We start from the raw sequence: 17,640 nt of genomic DNA on the forward strand, positions 1-17,640 counted from the left end.
CTCACCTCCTGGGGAGCAGCAAGGAACGGTGCCATTCATAGAAAACAGGAAGAACGGCACGAAGAACACGGAAGGCTGATATTCCACCGCGTACCGTGCCGATCCGGACGAGTTCATGTTCCGGGGCGTCCACGACCACCCGTACGGCGGCAACCGGGCGCCCGCCCGCGTGGACCGCACTGCGGAGCGTCGCCGCCGACTCCATGTCGACCCCGATCGCCCCGGTCGCGTACAGCTCCGCCCGTTCGGGACCGCGGACCACGTGATCGGAACCGGCGAGCGGTCCCGTGTGGACGGCGCGCCCGGGCACGGCACGCCGCAGTTCCCCGACGAGCAGCCCGGTGCCCACGCACGGCGTGCTGCCGTGCGCGTCCCGGGTCTCCTCGGCGACGACCAGGTCTCCCGGATGCATACCGGGCGCGAGCCCGGCGCAGAAGCCCGTGGCCAGGACGGCCGCCCCGCGCATCTCGGGACCGGCCAGCACCTTGCCGACCGCCCGCTCGGCGGCGGCCGGACCCATGCCCGTACGCAGCACGGTGACCGGTCCGTCGGCGCCGCCCCGGTCGCCGCCCGTGCGCAGGGCGAACCGCTCGATGCCCAGCGCGCAGGCGATCAGCAGCGGGGCGGTGTCCGGTGTCGCGCTCATCAGCTGGCCCTGCCGAAAGCGCTCTGGGAGCCGCTGTGCAGGTCGGCGAACGGTTCGCCGTTGACGTACCGGCCCAGTGCGGTGAGTGGGAACACCTGCCGGTAGAGGTGGTAGTTGATGGAGAAGTCCCACGGGAACCCGGTGCCGGTGAAGTACGGCTCGTCCCAGGAGCCGTCCGCCAGCTGGGTCTGCGCGAGCCAGGCGATCCCGCGCTCGACGGCCTTGGACTCCCGCTCCCCGGCCGCGAGCAGCGCCAGCAGCGCCCACGCGGTCTGGGAGGCGGTCGACTCGCCCCGCCCGCTCCACTCGGCGACGTCGTGGTAGGAACGCAGGTCCTCGCCCCAGCCCCCGTCGTCGTTCTGCACGGTCTCCAGCCAGGCCACCGCCCGCCGGATCGCGGGATGCGAGCCGGGCAGTCCGGCGGCGACCAGCGCGGGCACCACCGACCCCGTGCCGTATACGTAGTTGACGCCCCAGCGGCCGAACCAGGAGCCGTTCGCCTCCTGTTCGGCGAGCAGCCACTCGACGCCCCGGCGGGTGCGCGGATCGTGGGCCAGGCCCTCCACCGCGAGCATCTCCACGACGTGCGCGGTGACGTCGGCGGACGGCGGGTCGATGACCTCGCCGAAGTCGCAGAACGGCAGCCGGTTGGGGAAGGGGCTGGTGTTGTCGACGTCGAAGGCGCCCCACGCGCCGTTCTTCGACTGCATGCCGAGGTTCCAGCGCACGCCCCGCCCGATGGCCTTCTCCACCCGCTCCGGGTCGTGGTGCCTGACCCGGCGCAGCGCGAGGACCACTTCGGCGGTGTCGTCGATGTCGGGGTAGTTGTCGTTGTGGAACTCGAACGCCCAGCCGCCGGGCGGCAGTTGTGGCCGTTTGACCGCCCAGTCGCCGGGGCGGACGATCTCCTCCCCGAGCATCCAGTCCGCCGCCCGCACCATCTGCGGGTGGTCGGCGGGCACGCCCGCGTCGGCGAGCGCGATGGTCGCCAGGCAGGTGTCCCACACCGGTGACTGACAGGCCTCGATCATCCGGGCCCCGTCCTCGCGCCACACGGCGAAGCGGTCCAGGGAGGCGAGTCCCTCCCGCATCACGGGGTGTTGGAGGTCGTAGCCGAGCAGGTAGAGCGCGATGACCGAGTAGACGGCGGGCGGCTGGATGCCGCCCCAGCACCCGTCGTTCTCCTGGCGCTCGATGATCCAGCGGGCGGCGGTGTTCATCGCGGCCCGGCGCAGTCTGCGCGGCGCGACCTTGCGGTAGGCGTGCAGGGCCCGGTCGAGCCGCTGGAACGCGCCGTCCCAACTCGCCACCGGGGCGAAGGGTTTGACCGGATTGGGGTTGCCGGGGTCGGTGTGCAGTTCGTCCAGCGCGAAGGGCGCCGGACGGACCGGGCGCTTCGCGGAGACGACGGTGAGCGGCACGATGGTCTGCCGGGCCCAGCAGCCGAAGTCGTAGATGTTGAGCGGCATCCACTTCGGGAACCAGATGAGTTCCGGGGGAAGTTCGGGGAGGTCGTCCCACTTCCACCAGCCGAACAGGGCGAGCCAGATCCGGGTGAAGACCCGGGCCGACGCGATACCGCCCCGCTCCCGGATCCAGGCGGACGCCCGCGCCATGTGCGGATCGTCCGGCAGGTCACCGGCCAGCCGCAGCGCCACGTACGCCTCGATGGTGGTGGACAGTTCGCCCGGTCCGCCGTAGAAGGAGGCCCAGGTGCCGTCCTCGCGCTGCTCGCCGCGGATGAACAGCCCGGCGGCCCGGGTGGTCTTCTCGTCGTCGATGCCCAGGAACTGACGGAGCAGCAGGTCTTCGGCGTCCATGGTGACGTTGGTCTCCAGGTCGCCCTTCCACCAGCCCTCGGCGTCCTGCGTGGTGAGCAGGAAGTCGGTGGCACGCTGTATCGCGTGCGTGGCGGTCTCTCGGATATCGGCTGTCCCGGCCGCCGCGGGAGTCGATTCTGTCCGGATGTCGCTGGCCGAGGCTGCCCGGGGCGGGAGGGCTCCGGTGCTTCCGTCGGTCGTCGCTGTCATGGCTTCCCCTTCGTGCAGTGGCATGTCTCTGCTGGGTCCGCCGTCGGCCGGTGCTCGTTCTTCCGCAGCACCGGCCGGCGACTACGCGAGGGCTATTCGACCGATAGTGATCATCTCTTTCGTACGACGACGAAGTCGGCGAGCTCCACGAACTGAGCCCGCACCCGGTCCGGCATGTCGATCGTGTCGAGGGCCTCGACGGCGACGGTGTGCTGGCGGCGCGCCTCCTGGGCGGTCCACTCGCGGCCGCCCGCCTCCTCGATGAGCGCGGCGCGCACGGCGAACTCCTCCTCGGAGAAGTTCTCGAAGTCGCTGCTCTTGGCGTCCGCGGCGAGCAGTTCGCCGAGGCGCTCGGAGGCCGGGCCGCCGGCCGCGAGCGCGGCCACGACGGGCAGGGACTTCTTGCGCTGGCGCAGGTCGCTCCAGGTCTGCTTGCCGGTGGACACCGGGTCGCCCCAGATGCCGAGGAGGTCGTCGACGGCCTGGAAGGCGAGGCCGAGGTGGTAGCCGTACTTCTCCAGCGTGTCCGCCGTGCGCTCGTCGGCGCCGCCGAGGACCGCGCCGATGGAGCAGGCGCAGGCGAGCAGGGCGCCGGTCTTGTTGCCCTCCATCTCCAGGCACTCCTCGACGCTGACGCGGTCGCGGTGCTCGTAGGAGATGTCCTGGGCCTGGCCGTCGATCAGCGCGCGGGTGGCGGTGGTCAGCCGGCGGGTGGCGCGGCCCGCCTCGACCGTGCCGAGTTCCAGGAGCAGTTCGTTGGCCAGCGCGAACAGGGCGTCGCCGACGAGGATCGCCTGGGCGGGGCCGTGCACCTTCCAGACGGTGTCGCGGTGGCGGCGCTGCTCGTCGCCGTCCATCAGGTCGTCGTGCAGGAGGGAGAAGTTGTGCACCAGCTCGACGGCGACCGCGCCCGGCACACCCACCTCGGGGGCGGCGCCGGCCGCCTCGGCGGACAGCACGGCCAGAGCGGGACGTACGGCCTTGCCGCCGTCGCCCTCGGCGGGGTTGCCCTCGGCGTCGATCCAGCCGAAGTGGTAGGCGGCGACGGTGTCCATGGGGGGTGCGAGGCGGTCGATGGCCGCCCGCAGTACAGGTGAGGCCAGGGTCCGGCCGCGCTCCAGGAGCGCGGTCACGTCCACCGCGTCGGCAGCCTTCGATGCCGGGGGCACAGTGGGCACAGTCTCTCCTCTATTTGCGATACGGGGGGTGCGGGAGCCAGCCGCGCTCTGCTGGAGCGTCACGCCGCCTCCTCGAAGAGCTCGAAGAGGTGGTCGCGTGGCCGGCCCAGGGCGTCGAGTGCGGCGTCGGCCGCGCTCACTCCGCTGCGGACCGCACTCTCCATGGTCGCGGGCCACCCTGTGGCGGTCCACGCGCCGGCCAGGTACAGGCCGGATGCCTTGGTGCGGGCGCCTGGCCGCAGCCGTCCGACGCCGGGGGTCGGGGCGAACGTCGCCGTGCGCTCCCGGGTCACGAAGAAGTCCCGGACCTCCGCGTCCCTGGTGTGCGGCAGCAGCCGCTCCAGTTCCGGCAGGTACTTCTCGCGCAGCGCCGCGACCGGTGCGTCGATCTCGTCCTGCGCGGCCGACTGGGAGAGCGCGAGGTACTGGCCGTCGGTGAGCCCGGACGCCTCGGTGCGGTCGAAGACCCACTGCACCGGGGAGCCGAGCGCGGCGAAGAACGGCCGGTTGAGCACCTTGCGGTCGTACACGACGTGGATGTTGAGGATCGGCGCCGTCCCGATCTCCAGCAGCCGCTCCGGGGCGTCGAGCGCGCCCTCGGGCAGCAGATCGTGGGCCTCGCGCTGGGGTACGGCGAGGACGACCGTCTCGGCGTCGAGCGTCTCGCCGGGAACCGATACGCTCCAACGCCCGTTCTCGTGTTGGGAGATGGAGGTGACTCGTGTACGGACCTCGGTACGGACTCCCGCGGAGTCGAGCGCCTTGCGGGCCAGCCGGTCGTGCAGTTCACCCAGCGGGACGCGCGCCCAGCCGATGTCGGCGGCGCCCGGGTCGGACAGCAGACCGGTCTTGAACACCATCGCGGCGAGCCCGAGCGAGGCGTCGCCGGCCACCGCGTTGAGGGTGGCGACCCCCACCAGGTCCCACAGTGCCTCGATGGCCCGGTCGGACTGACCGTGCGCGGTCAGCCAGCCGCCGAAGTTCTGCGCGTCGAGCGCGGGATCGGCGAGGTCGAGTCCCTTGAGCGCCAGAGCGGCACGGCCGACCCTGGCGCGCTCGGCGAGCGAGAGATGCGGATAGGTCGCGAGGCTGCGCGCCAGATGCAGCGGGACGGGCAGCGCCGTTCGGCCGATTCTGCCGAGCCGTCGTCCGGCCGGTGCCTCCGCGTCGAGGACGGGCACGTCCAGACGGTCCTGGAGCGGCGCGAGCGCGGCTCCTTCGACCCGGTCGAGGAACCAGCGGTACGCCGTGCAGCAGCGCAGATACACATGCTGGCCGTTGTCCACGGTGAGTCCGTCGCGCTGGAAGGAGAAGGCGAGCCCGCCGAGGCGTGGCCTGCCTTCGAGCAGCGTGACACGGACTCCCGCGTCGGCCAGCGCGAGCGCCGCGGTCGTCCCCGCGAGCCCCCCGCCGACCACTACGGCCGTCGTGGGGCGTCCCGGGGAGCCGGCATCGGGCCCCTCGTCCTGCGTGGTGTCGTTCATCGTGCACCTTCCCCCGCGGCCTCGCCGTGCCGGTGGAGCGGGGCACGGGCGGCCGATGCAGTCAGGGACGCCGTCCCCGGCCGGAGGGTTGCGCGCCGTTTCCAGGTACTTGCGTCATCTTGGCCCGGAGTGTCCATCAAGCGCGCCTCCTGACGGTTCGGCGCGAGACGTGCCGGGCGTCGAGGCCGGAGAGGCCGCGCACGGCGACGTACGCCTTCTCGCGGCCGGGGAGCGAGACCCGGCCGCGCAGGACGGCCTCCGGTTCGCGCTCGATGCGGTCCAGGAGGCGGCGGTAGATACCGGCCATCGCGGCGACGCAGGCGCCGCTGCGGCGGTCCAGCATGGGCAGCAGCCGGTAGCCCTCCGCGAAGAGCGCGCGGGCGCGGCGCACCTCGAAGTGCACGAGGCCCGCGAAGTCGGAGCCCTCCGGTGCGCGCGGCCCCTCGAACCCGGCGGAGCAGCCGAACTTCGCGAGGTCGTCGGCGGGCAGATACGTCCGCCCGTTCTCGGCGTCCTCGCGAACGTCCCTGAGGATGTTGGTGAGTTGCAGCGCGAGCCCGAGTGTGTCCGCGTACTCCGGCGCCCGCTCGGCGCCGCGCGCCCCCGGTTCCGTGCCGAAGACGCCGAGCGAGAGCCGGCCGATGGCTCCGGCGACGCAGCGGCAGTAGACCTTCAGGTCGTCCCAGGTCTCGTACGTCTCGCCGCGGACGTCCATGAGCACGCCGTCGATGAGTTCGTCGAGGCCGTCGAGCGGGACCGGGAAGTGGTCCGCCGTGTGCCGCAGGGCGACGGCGACCGGATCGGTGTCGTCCTCGTCGACCGAGCGGTCGCGGATCCGGCCGAGCAGCGCCCGGGTCTCCTCCAGCCGCTTCGCCTTGACCTCGGGGGCGAGCACGCCGTCACCGATGTCGTCGACGCGCCGTGAGAACGCGTACAGGGCCGACATGGCCCGTCGCTTGGGCGTCGGCAGCAGCCGGATGCCGTACGCGAAATTCCGGGCCTGCTGCCCGGTGACCGCCTCGCAGTAGCCGTAAGCGGCGAGTACCGGTGCGGACATGTGTGGTTCCGACTCCACGGTCCGGATCACCCCTCTCCTCGCAGAGTCACTCCCACCTCGCGCAGCAACTGGATCTTGCCGGGCTTCGGCGGGCCGGGAAGTACGTCGTATTCGGCGGCGGCGATCGCCCGGATCGCCGCCCTTCCTCCTGCCACGAACCCCGCGAGCAGCAGCTTCAGCCTGCCGTGGACGCTACCCACGAGGGGGGTGCCTTCATTCAGGAGGTTCCGGGCGCGTTCTGCTTCGTATGCAACCAGTGCGCGCGCCGATGCGCCTGCCGTGGGCGTGGCGAGATCCGCCTCCTGGACGTGAAAGCGCTTCATGTCCTCGGCGGGAAGGTAGATGCGGTCGCGGCCGAGGTCCTCGGCGACGTCCTGGAGGTGTTCGACGATCTGCAGGGCGGTGCAGACCGCGTCGGAGAGGCGGATCCGCTCGGGGGTCGAGGTGCCGGTGACGGACAGGACGAGGCGGCCGACCGGGTTCGCGGACAGTTCGCAGTAGGCGAGGAGGTCGTCGTAGGTCTCGTACCGCTTGACGAGCTGGTCCTGGCGGTTCGCGGCGATCAGGCCGAGGAAGGGCTCGGGGGTCAGGCCGGTGCGGCGGACCGTGGGCTGCAGGCGGCGCAGGAGCGGGTGGCCCGGGGTCGAGTCGAAGACCTTGTGCAGGTCGGCCTCGAAGGCGTCCAGCAGGACGAGCCGGTCCTTCGCCTCTTCGGGGGACACGCCCAGGAGGCGGGCGTCCGCGCCGCCGGGGGCCAGGTCGCCGTCGCCGATGTCGTCGACGAGCCGGGCGAAGCCGTAGACGGCCATGAGGTCGGCCCGCCATGCCTTGGGCAGGAAGAACGGCGCCACGGGAAAGTTCTCGTCCGCGGCCTTGTCCAGGGTGCTGCGCTCCGGGTCACCGGCGTGTGCCGTTCCGGCCGGCGTCATCGCCTGCCGCCCGGGCCGCGGACGGCACACGCACGGACGGCACACGCGCAGCGGAGCTGGAGAGTTTCCGTAGCCATCGCCGTCACATCTCCCGTTCTACACTGCTGACCCAATGGTGACTATTTCGGACACGCCGCCCGGCCGTCCGCGCGGCAGACCCTATGCCGGGTGTCGCGCAGTATCGCCCTACTTGCCGCGAATCAGCACCGGTACAGCTTACGTTGTACAACCGGTCGTGCTCCGCCGGGGTGTCCTGCACATCACAAGAACACACCGATTGGCGTCAAGATTCCTACGGGCGACCGGAGTTGGCGTTTCCTTTGCAGACGCAGGGCCCCGCCGAACCGTTCCGGCGGGGCCCTGCGTGGTTCTTCTACGACCCGGGCTACTTGCCCGTGAACTTCTCGTACTCCTTGAGGACCTCGTCGGTCGGTCCGTCCAGGCGCAGCTCGCCGCGTTCCAGCCACAGGACGCGGTCGCACGTGTCACGGATGGACTTGTTGTTGTGGCTGACGAGGAACACCGTGCCGGCCTCCTTGCGGAGCTCCCGGATCCGGGCCTCGGAGCGCTTCTGGAACTTGCGGTCGCCGGTCGCCAGGGCCTCGTCGATCATGAGGACGTCGTGGTCCTTGGCGGCGGCGATGGAGAAGCGCAGCCGGGCCGCCATGCCGGAGGAGTAGGTGCGCATGGGCAGGGTGATGAAGTCGCCCTTCTCGTTGATGCCCGAGAAGTCGACGATGCTCTGGTAGCGCTCCCTGATCTGCTCGCGGGACATCCCCATGGCGAGTCCGCCGAGGATGACGTTCCGCTCGCCCGTGAGGTCGTTCATCAGGGCCGCGTTGACGCCGAGGAGCGAGGGCTGGCCGTCGGTGTAGACGTGGCCCTTCTCCGCGGGGAGCAGTCCCGCGATGGCCCGCAGCAGGGTGGACTTGCCGGAGCCGTTGGATCCGATGAGGCCGATGGCCTCGCCGCGGTAGGACTTGAAGGAGACACCGCGCACGGCGTGCACCTTGCGCACGCCCCGCTCCTCGCCGCGCCGGAGTATGCGGCTGAGGGCGGAGGTGGCGCTGCCCTTGCCGGTCTTGGCGCCGTTGACGCGGTAGACGATGTGCAGCTCGTCCGCGATGACGGTCGGGATCTGGGTCCTGTCGGTCTGCTCAGCCACGGCCGTAACGCTCCTCAGCCTTCCAGAAGTACACGAAACCGCCGACGGCGACGAGGACGGCCCAGCCGCCCGCGACCGCCCACACGTGCGGCGGCAGGTTCTCGGAGCCGTAGCCGTCGATGAGCGCGAAGCGCATCAGGTCCATGTAGATGGCGGCCGGGTTCCACTGGAGGATGTCGGCGATCCACTTCGGGTGCTCGTCGAGCATCACGGGGATCGAGAACATGACACCGGATGCGTACATCCACGTACGCATCACGAACGGCATGAGCTGGGCCAGGTCCGGGGTCTTGGCGCCCATCCTGGCCATGATCATCGCGAGACCGGTGTTGAAGAGGAACTGCAGCACCAGGATCGGGACGATCAGCAGCCAGGACAGCTGGGGGTAGCTGCCGAAGCCGACCGCCACGACGAACAGCACGATCATCGAGAAGAGCAGCTGCTGGAGCTGCTGCAGCGAGAACGAGATCGGCAGCGCGGCGCGCGGGAAGTGCAGCGCCCGCACGAGTCCGAGGTTCCCGGAGATCGCGCGCACGCCCGCCATCACCGAGCTCTGGGTGAAGGTGAAGACGAAGACGCCCGTCACCAGGAACGGGATGTAGACCTCCCGGTCCATGCCGCGGTCGGCCTTCAGGATCAGGCCGAAGATCAGGAAGTACACGGCCGCGTTCAGCAGCGGTGTGGCCACCTGCCACAGCTGGCCGAGCTTGGCCTGGCTGTACTGGGCGGTGAGCTTCGCCTGCGAGAAGGCGAGGATGAAGTGACGCCGTCCCCAGAGCTGACGGACGTACTCGACGAGTCCGGGCCGGGCGCCGCTGACGGCCAGTCCGTACTTGGCGGCGAGGTCCGCCGCGGAGAGCCCTTCATCGGGGGACGGGGGGGCGCTCACCGCGACGCCGCCGTCATGCGTTGTCTCACTCACAGGGAAACTTTCGTCCTCAAGGTGCGCGGCCTGGTAGGGCGTAGGCCAAAGACAGGGACCGGGGTACGGCCCGAATGCTCTCAGATATCGAGCGTCTCAGATGACGGGTGGTCGGCCCAGACGGGTCAGGCGCCATACCGTACGCCACTTCATGGGGCGCCGGGGGCCGCACGGGCTGGTCCAGCCCTCCTTGAAACCGCCGAACCAGGCCTTCAGGGCCGGGCGCGAGGGGCGACGGGCGAGCGTGAGCAGCATCCAGACGCCGAGGTACACGGGGACCAGCGGCGCGGGCAGGTTGCGACGGGCGAGCCAGACGCGGTTGCGGGCGACCATCCGGTGGTAGACCGCGTGCCGCGAGGGTGCGGTCGTGGGGTGGTTGAGCACCATGTCCGAGCGGTAGTCGATCATCCAGCCCGCGTCGAGGGCCCGCCAGGCGAGATCGGTCTCCTCGTGGGCGTAGAAGAACTCCTCGGGGAGTCCGCCGACCTCGGCGAGCACCTTCGTACGGACGGCGTTGGCGCCGCCGAGGAAGGTGGTGACGCGGGAGTCGCGCATCGGGTCGGAGGCGCGCAGCCGGGGCACGTGGCGGCGCTGGGTGACGCCGGTCTCCGGGTCCGCGATACGGAAGCTGATGATGCCCAGTTCCGCATCGGCCGCGAAGGCCTGCCGGCACAGTTCGGCGGTGTCGTGGCGGGCCAGGAGCCCGTCGTCGTCCAGGAAGAGCAGGACGTCCACGTCGGTGCCGCCGGGGCCGAACGCCTCGATGCCGACGTTGCGGCCGCCGGGGATGCCGAGGTTCTCCGGCAGCTCGACCGTGCGGACACCGGGTATGGACCCGGTGACGTCCGGGACGGGCGAGCCGTTGCCGACCACGACCACCTCGACCGGGTCGCCGTCCTGCTTGGCGACCGAGTCGAGGAGGGCGCGGAGTTCGTCGGGGCGGTTGCCCATGGTGATGATCACCGCGCCGACCTTCGTGGCCGTGCTCACTTCAGCCTGCTCGAAGCGAGGATGGACACCAGGTGCAGCACGGTCTGGAGCATCGCGATGCCGGCCAGGACCGCGACACCGAGCCGCGAGAAGAACAGGTCGTCCCGGACCGTGTCCAGGACCGCGAGGACCAGGATCAGCAGCGAGGCCTCGATGCCGAGGACGAGCCGGTGGAACTTGAGCGCGCCCGCGGCCCGGCGGGCCAGCGCCATGCCGGAGGAGCGCGGCTCGGACGCCGACTCCTGGACCGGTGCCTTGCCGGTCTGGTGGCGGGCGACCCCGACGAGGTCGGTCTCGGACTTGATCAGGACCGCGCCGAGGGCGGCCAGGGTGCCGAGGAACGCCCACAGCCAGTCGATGCGTCCGGTGCCCCACAGGTCCGCCGCGCGCAGGCCGAAGCCGACCAGGACCGCGGCGTCGCACAGGTAGGCGGCGACGCGGTCGACGTACACCCCGGTCATCGAGTACTGCTTGCGCCAGCGGGCGATCTCGCCGTCGACGCAGTCGAACAGCAGGTACAGCTGGACCATCAGTACGCCGAGCAGGGCGCCCGGGATGCCCGGCACCAGCAGGGCCGGGGCGGCGAGCACGCCGAAGACGGTCATCACGTAGGTCAGCTGGTTGGGCGTGACCTTGGTGTTCACCAGGTGCCGGTCGATGCGCAGCGAGATCTCGCGCATGTAGAGCCGGCCTCCCCAGTGCTCGCCGCTCCGCCGGTCCTTGACACCCGGGGGGTGCACGACCGGGCGGAGCTCAGCTACCGATGGCTTTTGCATAGTCGGCGTATGCGTCCCTGATCTGGTCGGTGGAGAGGTCGAGGTGTTCGAGGATCGTGTAGCGGCCCGGCCTGGTCGACGGAGCGAACTCCACGACCTGGACGAACTCCTCCGGGGTGAAGCCGATCTCCTCCGGCAGCACGGGCAGCCCGTGGCGCCGCAGGACCTCGGCCATGTACGCCGACTCCTCGCGGGCCCCGCGCAGATGCATCGCGAAGGCCGCGCCCAGACCGCACTGCTCGCCGTGGCTGGCGGCGCGCTTGGGAAAGAGCAGGTCGAAACCGTGGTTGATCTCGTGGCAGGCGCCGGACGCCGGACGGGAGTCGCCCGCGACCGACATGGAGATACCGGTGAGAACCAGGCCCTCGGCGAGCACCTGGAGGAAGCCGTCGTCGCCGACGCCGCCCGGGTGCCGCAGCACGGCCTCGCCGGCCTGGCGGGCCATCGCGGCGGCGAGGCCGTCGATCTGCTCGCCCTTCTCCCGGTTGGCCAGCTCCCAGTCCGCGATCGCGGAGATGTTGGACAGGGCGTCGCCGATGCCGGAGCGCACGAAGCGGACCGGGGCCTCACGGATCACGTCGAGGTCGATGACCACGGCGATCGGGTTCGGCACACCGTACGAGCCGCGGCCCGCGTCGTTGTCGAGGGTCGCGACCGGGGAGCACAAACCGTCGTGCGAGAGGTTCGTCGCGACGGCGACCAGCGGAAGGCCGATCCGGGCCGCGGCGAACTTCGCACAGTCGATGATCTTGCCGCCGCCGAGGCCCACGACCGCGTCGTAGCGCCCCTTCTTCATGGCGTCGCCGAGCTTGATCGCCTCGTCCAGGGTGCCGCCGCCGACCTCGAACCAGTCGGCGCCCGGCATCGCCGGGGTCAGCCGCTCGCGCAGCTTGGCGCCCGAGCCGCCGCTGATGGCGACGGCCAGCTTGCCGGAGTGCGAGATGCGCTGGTCGGCGAGGACCGCGGAGAGGTCGTCCAGGGCACCCGGACGGATGTCGACGACGACCGGCGAGGGGATGAGCCTCGTCAGTACTGGCACGCGATCACGCGTCCCTTGGCGAGGTCCTCGTGGTTGTCGATCTCGACCCACTTGACGTCGCCGATGGGGGCCACGTCGATCCGGAAGCCGCGGTTCACGAGCTCCTGGTAGCCGTGCTCGTAGAACTGCTGCGGGTCCGTCTCGAAGACCGTCTTGAGGGCGTCGGCCAGCTCGTCGGCGGCGTCGCCCTCGATGAGGGTCACGCCGATGTACTCACCGGTCGCCTCGGCGGGGTCCATCAGCTTGGTGATCTTCGTCATGCCGCCCTCGGGCCCGACGACGACCTTCATCTCCTCGTCGGCGAGGGACTTCACCGTGTCGAGGGCGAGGATGATCTTCTTGCCGTCGCCGCGGGCGGCGAGCAGGGTCTTCTCGACGGAGACCGGGTGCACGGTGTCGCCGTTGGCGAGGATCACCGAGTGCTTGATCGCGTCACGGCCGCACCACAGGGAGTAGGCGTTGTTCCACTCCTCGGCCTTGTCGTTGTCGATCAGCGTGATCTTGACGCCGTACTTCTGCTCCAGCGCCTCGCGGCGCTCATAGACGGCTTCCTTGCGGTAACCGACGATGATCGCGACCTCGGTCAGGCCGATCTCGGCGAAGTTGCCGAGGGTGAGGTCGAGCACCGTGATGCTGTCCTCGTCGCCTTCGGGTCCCACCGGCACCAGAGCCTTGGGCAGGGTGTCGGTGTAGGGGCGCAGACGCCGTCCGGCGCCGGCAGCCAGCACGAGGCCGATCATGCGGGTTCTCCTTCATCGTGTACGGCGGGTGCGCCGCGCCTGTGGGCGGTCACCCAGTAGCGGATGCTCTCGAAGAGCACCACCAGAGCCACGGCCACGGCGAGAGCCGTGAGCGCGACCTTGAAATCTTCTGCGGCGAGCAGCGCGGCCAGGACGGTGACCAGCAGCGTCCTGCCTTCGTGCCCGCCGATCGCCCGCACCAGCCAGTGCGGCGGCGCGCCGGCGTTGCCGCGGATGCGGTACACCGTGTCGTAGTGATGGTAGGCGACGGCCGCCACCAGCCCGAAAGCTGCCGGAAGGGCGCCGTTCACGTCGGCTTTGGCCGCGAGGATCAGGACGGTGCCGTATTCGGCGGCGCGCAGCAGCGGCGGGACCAGCCAGTCCAGGGCCCCCTTGAGGGGCTGCGCCACGGCCGCACCCGAGGTGAGGACGTACAGCGCGGCGGCGAGGACGGGCCACCAGCTGCCGTAGCCGGCGGTCCAGGCCGCGGCGACGAGGATCGCGGCGCCCGGCAGCGCGATCAGCAGACGCGAGCCGGCCGGCGGTCGGGCGGGCAGCTTGCGCAGCGCGGAGGCGCACACCTCGGCGAGCGGGCCCGAGTCCGTGAGATCCGCCAGCGCCCGCAGGGCCCGGTCACTGCGCTGCGCCTTGCGGGTCAGGGAGCGCAGCACCCGGCCCGCGGTGGTGTAGCACGCGGCGAACGCGCAGCCGATCAGCAGGACGTAGAAGGTGATGCGGGGCGTCGTGAGCGCAGTAAGTACCGCGATCATCGCCCAGCGCTCGCCGATGGGCAGGACGATCATGCGGCGCAGCCAGACCGTCCAGCCGACGCTGTCGAGCTTGCCCGAAAGAGCCGCGGTGGGGCTGGTGTTGGCCGCCGCGCTGTCGACGTTCGCCTCGTTGAAGGAGAAGTCCACGACGTGCCGGCAGGTCTGCAGGACCATCGCGGCGAGGGCCAGCGCCCAGACGTCGTCGCCGCCCCGGGCCGCGCCGAGGGCGAGGCCCGCGTAGTAGGCGTACTCCTTGGCGCGGTCGAAGGTCGCGTCGAGCCAGGCTCCGAGCGTGGAGTACTGCAGGGAGTAGCGGGCGAGCTGGCCGTCCGTGCAGTCGAGGACGAAGGAGAAGAGGAGGAGCAGCCCCGCGGCGACGAACCCGGCCCGGGTGCCCGTCGCCGCGCAGCCGGCCGCGATCAGCGCGGTGATCAGCGAGGCGGTGGTGACCTGGTTCGGGGTCATCCCGCGGCGGGCGCACCAGCGGGCGATGTAGCGGGAGTACGGGCTGATGCAGTACGTGGTGAAGAAGCCGTCGCGGGACTTCACGGCCGTACGCAGCCGGATCGCCTCGTCGTCCACGGAGGCGACGGACTGCCGGGCCTCGTTGCGGGCCTGCGGGTCCCTCGGTACCTCGGCGACGAGTTCGCCCAGTTCGGGGCGGTGCAGATCGGTGTCGAGGGCCTCCGCGACACGGTCGGCGACGATGCCGACCACCACGGAGCCGTTCGACGCCTCCGCGGACGCGGTGTGCAGCGCGCGGGCCAGTGCCGGACGCGCCGCGGACCTGGCGGTGACGGCACCGGGGATCGCGGCGGCGTCGAAGCGGGGGTCGGTCAGGCCGAGCCGCAGCGCGTGGACGTGCCCCACGAAGCGGGCGTCGACGACGGCCACCCGCTGGTCCGCGGGGACGGCGGCGAGGAGCGTCTCGGCGTCGGCCGCGTCGGTGGCGGCCCGCACGTCGAAGCCGAGGGACCGCAGATCGCCTTCGAGCGACGACCCGGGGACCGGCTGACCGGTGAGGATGGCGGTCGACAGGACGAACTCACTCCTCTGGGTTCCGGCGTGCACGACGCCGGGCAGGTGCGTGGTGGGGGTGCGCCCTGGGACGGCCGGGCGGCATGTCGGCAGAGGCTATCGGATGATGGGAAGCGGCCGTTCACCGCCCGTTCACGGTCCGATCAACACGTTCTGATCGGTACGTCCTCGGCGATCATCATCGTGGATTCGGGCCCCGGCCCACAAACCACGGCCCATTCCGACGCAATTCAGGGCACGGCTCCCACGTCGTAGGTACGGAGCACATGTGCGTTCCGACCGGAGCGGACCGGCATAGGGTGGGCGTCCATGACATGGCTGATCACAGGTGGGGCTGGATACATCGGGGCGCATGTGGCGCGCGCCATGGCCGAGGCCGGGGAGCGCGTGCTCGCGCTCGACGATCTCTCGGCCGGGGTTCCCGCGCGGCTGCCCGAGGGCATTCCGCTCGTGCAGGGCTCGTCTCTGGACGGGGAGTTGCTCAAGCGGGTCTTCGCCGAGCACGCGGTGACGGGTGTGGTGCACCTGGCCGCGCGCAAGCAGGTCGGTGAGTCCGTGGCCCAGCCCACGCGCTACTACCAGGAGAACCTCGGCGGGCTCGCCACGCTCCTGGAGGCGGTCGCCGGGGCGGGTGTGCGGCGGTTCGTCTTCTCCTCCTCCGCGGCCGTGTACGGCAACCCGGATGTGGACCTCATCACGGAGGACACCCCGTGTGCCCCGATGAGCCCCTACGGCGAGACGAAGCTCGCGGGCGAATGGCTGGTGCGGGCCGCGGGCCGCGCCCACGGCATCGACACCGTGTGCCTGCGCTACTTCAACGTGGCGGGCGCCGTCGTCCCCGGGCTGGCGGACACCGGTGTCTTCAACGTGGTCCCGATGGTCTTCGACCGGCTCACCCGCGACGAGGCTCCCCGGATCTTCGGCGACGACTATCCGACGCCGGACGGCACCTGCGTACGCGACTACATCCATGTCGCCGATCTCGCCGAGGCGCATCTCGCGGCGGCCCGCCGGCTGACCTCCTCCGACGCCTCAGGCGGTGCGGGCGATCTGACGGTGAACATCGGCCGCGGCGAGGGCGTCTCGGTGCGCGAACTGGTGACGCTCATCGGCGAGGTCACCGGCGACACCCGTGAGGTGCTCGTCGAGCCGCGCCGCCCGGGTGACGCGCCGCGCGCGGTCGCCTCGGCCGCGCTGGCCGCCGAGGAACTGCGCTGGACCGCGCGGCGCGGGGTGCGCGAGATGGTCGAGTCGGCATGGCAGGGCTGGCAGCTGCATCACGCGTGACGATCCGGCGTACGCATGACGATCCGGCGTACGTCCGGTGGTGGAGGCGCCGCGCACGGGTGCGGGCAGGCCGGCGGGCGCGGGGCGCCCGATCCGGCGCTACGGCGTTCGAACCGGCCACCCCCTGCGGGTGAAAGGGCGAATACTCCCGTTCTGGACGGTTCTGTGCCGGTAGCGGCGGGAACGATGAGGTGTCCGGCCCCTTTCGCCGTCCGGCCGGTACCGGGCGCGATGTCCGGTTCGGCCGCGCGGCGGAACCGGACGTGCGGGACCCCGCGTGGTGCCGGGAGTGCCGGTTCGGTACGGCAGACTTGGGGCTTGAAGACCGATGCGAAGGACGGGTATGCCGATCACTCCTGCCACCGCGACGCACAGTTCGTCGAACGGCAACGCTGAAGCCATCTTGCTCGAACTGGTCGATGAGGACGGCACCACGATCGGCACGGCGGAGAAGCTCACGGCCCATCAGCCGCCCGGGCAGCTGCACCGGGCGTTCTCCGTCTTCCTCTTCGACGAGCGGGGGCGGCTGCTGCTGCAGCAGCGGGCACTGGGCAAGTACCACTCCCCCGGTGTCTGGTCCAACACGTGCTGTGGCCACCCCTACCCCGGCGAGGCGCCCTTCGCGGCGGCCGCGCGGCGGACGTTCGAGGAGCTGGGGGTCTCTCCGTCGCTCCTCGCCGAGGCGGGCACGGTCCGCTACAACCACCCGGACCCGGACTCGGGACTGGTGGAGCAGGAGTTCAACCATCTGTTCGTCGGGATGGTGCAGTCGGCTCTGCGACCCGACCCCGAGGAGGTCGGGTCGACGGTCTTCGTGAGTGCGGGCGAGCTGGCCGAGCGGCATGCGAAGGACCCGTTCTCGGCGTGGTTCATGACCGTGCTGGACTCGGCCCGGCCGGCGATCAGGGAACTGACGGGCGACTCCGCGGGCTGGTGACCCTCAGACCGCCCGGGCGACGGTGAGGGGCAGTGCGGACCAGATCACCTTGCCCCCCGTCGCCGTGTGCTCCACGTCGCACACCCCGCCCGCCTCGCGGGTGATCTCGCGCACGAGGAGGAGGCCGCGGCCACCGGTCTGGCCGTGGTCGGCCTCCAGGGCCGTGGGACGGTAGGGGTGGTTGTCCTCGACGGAGACCCGTACCCACTCGGCTCCGACGGCGACCTCGACGCCGAGCATCGGGGAGAGCAGGGCCGCGTGCCGTACCGCGTTGGTCACCAGCTCGGAGACGATCAGGAGCAGTCCCTCGACGACGTCGTCGGAGACCGGTACGCCCTGGCGGGCCAGCAGGTCGCGGACGGCGTGCCGTGCCTGCGGTACGGAGGAGTCGACGGCGGGAGCGGTGAACCGCCAGACTCCCTCGTACGGCAATGGGCCGGGCGGTCTCTCCTCGGGGGGCGCCTCCCCTCCGCCTTCAGGACGTGGGCCGGGCCCCCGCCCCTGGTCGTCCATCGTCAGGTCGCCGCCCTTGCGCTCGATTGTCACCACACGTCGAGTGTTGATAACGCGCTGGTCCGTACCGGACGACTGAACAGAAGTCAGCGAGTATCGACGTTTTCTGATCGCCGACGCGTGTCACCGGCAGTTGTGT

17 protein-coding genes are annotated in these 17,640 nt (G+C 71.0%); 2 read left to right on the forward strand and 15 right to left on the reverse strand.

Annotated features, from left to right (window positions below; translation table 11 throughout):
* Position 1 precedes the first annotated feature (1 nt).
* The 14 genes from J8N05_RS28420 to J8N05_RS28480 form a co-directional block, all read right to left on the reverse strand.
* Positions 2-646, reverse strand: a complete 645-nt coding sequence (locus tag J8N05_RS28420; RefSeq protein ID WP_210887682.1) for a phosphorylase family protein — start codon at positions 644-646, stop codon at positions 2-4.
* Positions 646-2,676, reverse strand: coding sequence for a squalene--hopene cyclase (shc, locus tag J8N05_RS28425; protein ID WP_210887685.1), 2,031 nt, complete (start codon positions 2,674-2,676; stop codon positions 646-648). Before shc ends, J8N05_RS28420 begins: the two co-directional genes overlap by 1 nt.
* A gap of 110 nt (positions 2,677-2,786) precedes the next feature.
* Entirely contained in the window at positions 2,787-3,854 is a 1,068-nt protein-coding gene (locus J8N05_RS28430) for a polyprenyl synthetase family protein (RefSeq protein ID WP_210887688.1), read from the reverse strand.
* A 59-nt stretch (positions 3,855-3,913) separates the two neighbouring features.
* Positions 3,914-5,338, reverse strand: coding sequence for a hydroxysqualene dehydroxylase HpnE (gene hpnE / locus J8N05_RS28435; protein WP_210887691.1), 1,425 nt, complete (start codon positions 5,336-5,338; stop codon positions 3,914-3,916).
* A complete protein-coding gene (locus J8N05_RS48205) occupies positions 5,335-5,475 on the reverse strand; it encodes a DUF6380 family protein (RefSeq protein WP_366787885.1) in 141 nt (46 codons plus the stop codon). Before J8N05_RS48205 ends, hpnE begins: the two co-directional genes overlap by 4 nt.
* Positions 5,475-6,425 carry a presqualene diphosphate synthase HpnD gene (gene hpnD, locus J8N05_RS28440; protein ID WP_210887694.1) on the reverse strand — a complete coding sequence of 317 codons (951 nt, stop codon included), beginning with the start codon at positions 6,423-6,425 and terminating at the stop codon, positions 5,475-5,477. Before hpnD ends, J8N05_RS48205 begins: the two co-directional genes overlap by 1 nt.
* The gene (hpnC, locus tag J8N05_RS28445; protein ID WP_210887697.1) at positions 6,422-7,324 is read right to left on the reverse strand and encodes a squalene synthase HpnC; all 903 of its coding nucleotides are present in this window, start codon (positions 7,322-7,324) and stop codon (positions 6,422-6,424) included. The genes hpnD and hpnC overlap by 4 nt, the downstream gene beginning before the upstream one ends.
* Before the next feature lie 385 nt (positions 7,325-7,709).
* Complete coding sequence (locus tag J8N05_RS28450; protein WP_210887700.1) at positions 7,710-8,489, reverse strand: ABC transporter ATP-binding protein; 780 nt, start codon at positions 8,487-8,489, stop codon at positions 7,710-7,712.
* A complete protein-coding gene (locus J8N05_RS28455; RefSeq protein WP_210887704.1) occupies positions 8,482-9,411 on the reverse strand; it encodes an ABC transporter permease in 930 nt (309 codons plus the stop codon). The genes J8N05_RS28450 and J8N05_RS28455 overlap by 8 nt, the downstream gene beginning before the upstream one ends.
* A gap of 96 nt (positions 9,412-9,507) precedes the next feature.
* Entirely contained in the window at positions 9,508-10,362 is an 855-nt protein-coding gene (locus tag J8N05_RS28460) for a glycosyltransferase family 2 protein (protein ID WP_210890454.1), read from the reverse strand.
* Between the two features lie 35 nt (positions 10,363-10,397).
* On the reverse strand, positions 10,398-11,177 hold the full coding sequence (locus tag J8N05_RS28465) for a CDP-alcohol phosphatidyltransferase family protein (protein WP_107019959.1): 780 nt from the start codon (positions 11,175-11,177) through the stop codon (positions 10,398-10,400).
* Positions 11,155-12,216 (reverse strand): iron-containing alcohol dehydrogenase family protein, encoded by a 1,062-nt coding sequence (locus tag J8N05_RS28470; protein WP_210887707.1) that lies wholly within the window; start codon positions 12,214-12,216, stop codon positions 11,155-11,157. Before J8N05_RS28470 ends, J8N05_RS28465 begins: the two co-directional genes overlap by 23 nt.
* The gene (locus J8N05_RS28475) at positions 12,204-12,956 is read right to left on the reverse strand and encodes a phosphocholine cytidylyltransferase family protein (protein WP_210887711.1); all 753 of its coding nucleotides are present in this window, start codon (positions 12,954-12,956) and stop codon (positions 12,204-12,206) included. The genes J8N05_RS28470 and J8N05_RS28475 overlap by 13 nt, the downstream gene beginning before the upstream one ends.
* Complete coding sequence (locus J8N05_RS28480) at positions 12,953-14,764, reverse strand: DUF5941 domain-containing protein (protein ID WP_210890455.1); 1,812 nt, start codon at positions 14,762-14,764, stop codon at positions 12,953-12,955. Before J8N05_RS28480 ends, J8N05_RS28475 begins: the two co-directional genes overlap by 4 nt.
* 309 nt (positions 14,765-15,073) lie before the next feature.
* Between J8N05_RS28480 and galE the strand changes: the two genes are divergently transcribed.
* Together galE and idi are read left to right on the forward strand one after the other, a co-directional pair.
* The gene (gene galE / locus J8N05_RS28485) at positions 15,074-16,051 is read left to right on the forward strand and encodes a UDP-glucose 4-epimerase GalE (RefSeq protein WP_210887714.1); all 978 of its coding nucleotides are present in this window, start codon (positions 15,074-15,076) and stop codon (positions 16,049-16,051) included.
* A 343-nt stretch (positions 16,052-16,394) separates the two neighbouring features.
* On the forward strand, positions 16,395-16,988 hold the full coding sequence (idi, locus tag J8N05_RS28490; RefSeq protein ID WP_210887717.1) for an isopentenyl-diphosphate Delta-isomerase: 594 nt from the start codon (positions 16,395-16,397) through the stop codon (positions 16,986-16,988).
* 3 nt (positions 16,989-16,991) lie between these two features.
* Here idi and J8N05_RS28495 read toward each other — a convergent pair whose 3' ends face one another.
* Positions 16,992-17,501, reverse strand: coding sequence for an ATP-binding protein (locus tag J8N05_RS28495; RefSeq protein ID WP_210890456.1), 510 nt, complete (start codon positions 17,499-17,501; stop codon positions 16,992-16,994).
* Between the last annotated feature and the right edge of the window lie 139 nt (positions 17,502-17,640).

Origin of the sequence: Streptomyces liliiviolaceus, from assembly GCF_018070025.1 — a bacterium.
GTDB classification, from domain to species: Bacteria; Actinomycetota; Actinomycetes; order Streptomycetales; family Streptomycetaceae; genus Streptomyces; species Streptomyces liliiviolaceus.

Bases quoted from the DNA above. Each gene is read 5' to 3' on its own strand.
- J8N05_RS28420 (WP_210887682.1), bottom strand. From the start codon at position 646: ATGAGCGCGACACCGGACACCGCCCCGCTGCTGATCGCCTGCGCGCTG.
- shc (WP_210887685.1), bottom strand. From the start codon at position 2,676: ATGACAGCGACGACCGACGGAAGCACCGGAGCCCTCCCGCCCCGGGCA.
- hpnE (WP_210887691.1), bottom strand. From the start codon at position 5,338: ATGAACGACACCACGCAGGACGAGGGGCCCGATGCCGGCTCCCCGGGA.
- J8N05_RS48205 (WP_366787885.1), bottom strand. From the start codon at position 5,475: ATGGACACTCCGGGCCAAGATGACGCAAGTACCTGGAAACGGCGCGCA.
- hpnC (WP_210887697.1), bottom strand. From the start codon at position 7,324: ATGACGCCGGCCGGAACGGCACACGCCGGTGACCCGGAGCGCAGCACC.
- J8N05_RS28460 (WP_210890454.1), bottom strand. From the start codon at position 10,362: ATGGGCAACCGCCCCGACGAACTCCGCGCCCTCCTCGACTCGGTCGCC.
- J8N05_RS28465 (WP_107019959.1), bottom strand. From the start codon at position 11,177: ATGCAAAAGCCATCGGTAGCTGAGCTCCGCCCGGTCGTGCACCCCCCG.
- J8N05_RS28475 (WP_210887711.1), bottom strand. From the start codon at position 12,956: ATGATCGGCCTCGTGCTGGCTGCCGGCGCCGGACGGCGTCTGCGCCCC.
- galE (WP_210887714.1), top strand. From the start codon at position 15,074: ATGACATGGCTGATCACAGGTGGGGCTGGATACATCGGGGCGCATGTG.
- idi (WP_210887717.1), top strand. From the start codon at position 16,395: ATGCCGATCACTCCTGCCACCGCGACGCACAGTTCGTCGAACGGCAAC.
- J8N05_RS28495 (WP_210890456.1), bottom strand. From the start codon at position 17,501: ATGGACGACCAGGGGCGGGGGCCCGGCCCACGTCCTGAAGGCGGAGGG.